Origin of the sequence: Zoogloea oryzae, assembly GCF_030161255.1 — a bacterium.
GTDB classification, from domain to species: domain Bacteria; phylum Pseudomonadota; class Gammaproteobacteria; order Burkholderiales; family Rhodocyclaceae; genus Zoogloea; species Zoogloea oryzae.
Genome location: NZ_BSPX01000180.1, coordinates 1 through 1695, shown reverse-complemented (window position 1 = coordinate 1695; position 1695 = coordinate 1). Strand labels below are relative to the sequence as shown.

Genomic DNA, 1695 nt, shown 5'->3' with positions numbered 1-1695 from the left:
GGCTGGTGGCCACCGCCGAGGACGACCACGCCCGCGCCGATCTGCTCGCCTTTGCCGCCCAGGTGCCCGCCGAGGCCTGGCAGGAGCTGAGCCTCGCCCGCGGCGAGACCGTGGCCGGGCGGCTGCGTTTTGCGCCCGCCGCGCCGATTCGCCTCGCGCTGTGGCGCAAGCCGCTAAACTGAACCGTCGAGTCCGCCAGGAGCGCCGTCGTGCCTGATACCGTTTTTCCCGCCAGCCATCGTCCAGCCAAGCCGGGCTGGGTCTATCTCGTCGGTTCCGGGCCGGGCGATCCGGAGCTCCTCACCCTGCGCGCCGCCCGCCTGCTGCTGGAGGCCGACGTGCTGGTCTACGACAACCTGGTGAGCGCCGAGGTGCTGGCCTGCGTGCCGGCAGCCGTCGAGCGCATCTACGTGGGCAAGAAGGCCTCCAACCACGCCCTGCCGCAAGGCGACATCAACCTGCTGCTGGTCGATCTGGCCCGCCAGGGCAAGCGCGTGGTGCGCCTGAAGGGCGGCGACCCGTTCATCTTCGGGCGCGGCGGTGAAGAGGTGGAGGAGCTGGTGAAGGCCGGCGTGTCCTTCGAGGTGATCCCCGGCATCACCGCCGCGGCGGGCATCGGCGCCTACGCCGGCATCCCCCTCACCCACCGGGATTTCGCCCAGGCTTGCGTGTTCGTCACCGGCCACCTGAAGGACGGCACGGTGGACCTCGACTGGGACATGCTCGCCCGGGGCAAGCAGACCCTGGTGTTCTACATGGGCATCACCCAGCTGGCGACGATCTGCGACAAGCTGGTGGCCCACGGCCTGCCCGCCACCACCCCGGCGGCGGTCGTGCGGCGTGGCACCACCAAGGCCCAGCGCGTCGTGACCGCCGATCTGGCGACCCTGCCGGGCGCGGTGAAGGCGGCCGGCATCACCCCGCCGGCGCTCACCATCGTCGGCGACGTGGTGTCGCTGCAGCCGCGGCTGGCGTGGTTCCACCCGGAGGACGAAGCATGACCGCCCGCTGCCCCGCGCTGTTCGTCGCCGCGCCCTCGTCGGGCCAGGGCAAGACGACCGTCACCGCGGCCCTCGCCCGCCTGCACGTGCGCCAGGGGCGCAAGGTGCGGGTGTTCAAGTGCGGGCCGGATTTTCTCGATCCGCAGATCCACACCGTTGCCACCGGCGCGCCGGTCTATAACCTCGACCTGGGCATGTGCGGCGACGCCGATGCCGCGTGGCGCCTGCACGCCGCTGCGCAGGAAGTGGACCTGATCCTCGTCGAAGGGGTGATGGGCCTCTTCGACGGCAAGCCCTCGGGCGCCGACATCGCCCGCCGCTTCGGCATTCCGGTGATGGCGGTGATCGACGCCAAGGCGATGGCCCAGACCTTCGCCGCGGTGGCCCACGGCCTTGCCACCTGGCAGCCGGATCTGCCCTTCTCGGGCGTGCTCGCCAACCACGTGGGCGGCGAAGGCCACGCCAAGCTGCTGCGCGATTGCCTGCCCGGCGAGATCGCCTGGTATGGCGCGATCCCCCGGGACGCCGACGCCGCGCTGCCGGAGCGCCACCTGGGCATCCTGCAGGCCGCCGAGATCGCCGATCTGGACGAGCGCCTCGACCGCCTGGCCGACCACCTCGCCCGCACCGGCGCGGCCGATCTGCCGCCGCCGGTGAGCTTTCCCGCCGCCGAGCCGCCGCCGGTGGCGCCGCT

The 1695-nt window shown here is 72.4% G+C and carries 3 protein-coding genes; all 3 read left to right on the top strand.

Features of this window, described 5'->3' with window-relative positions:
* Positions 1-182 (top strand): hypothetical protein (locus tag QQK25_RS22855; protein ID WP_284190029.1); only part of this gene is annotated, 182 nt, incomplete at its 5' end.
* A 27-nt stretch (positions 183-209) separates the two neighbouring features.
* Positions 210-1001 carry a uroporphyrinogen-III C-methyltransferase gene (cobA, locus tag QQK25_RS22850; protein ID WP_284190028.1) on the top strand — a complete coding sequence of 264 codons (792 nt, stop codon included), beginning with the start codon at positions 210-212 and terminating at the stop codon, positions 999-1001.
* On the top strand, positions 998-1695 hold a 698-nt coding region (locus QQK25_RS22845; protein WP_498027244.1), incomplete at its 3' end, for a nucleotide-binding protein. The genes cobA and QQK25_RS22845, both read left to right, overlap by 4 nt.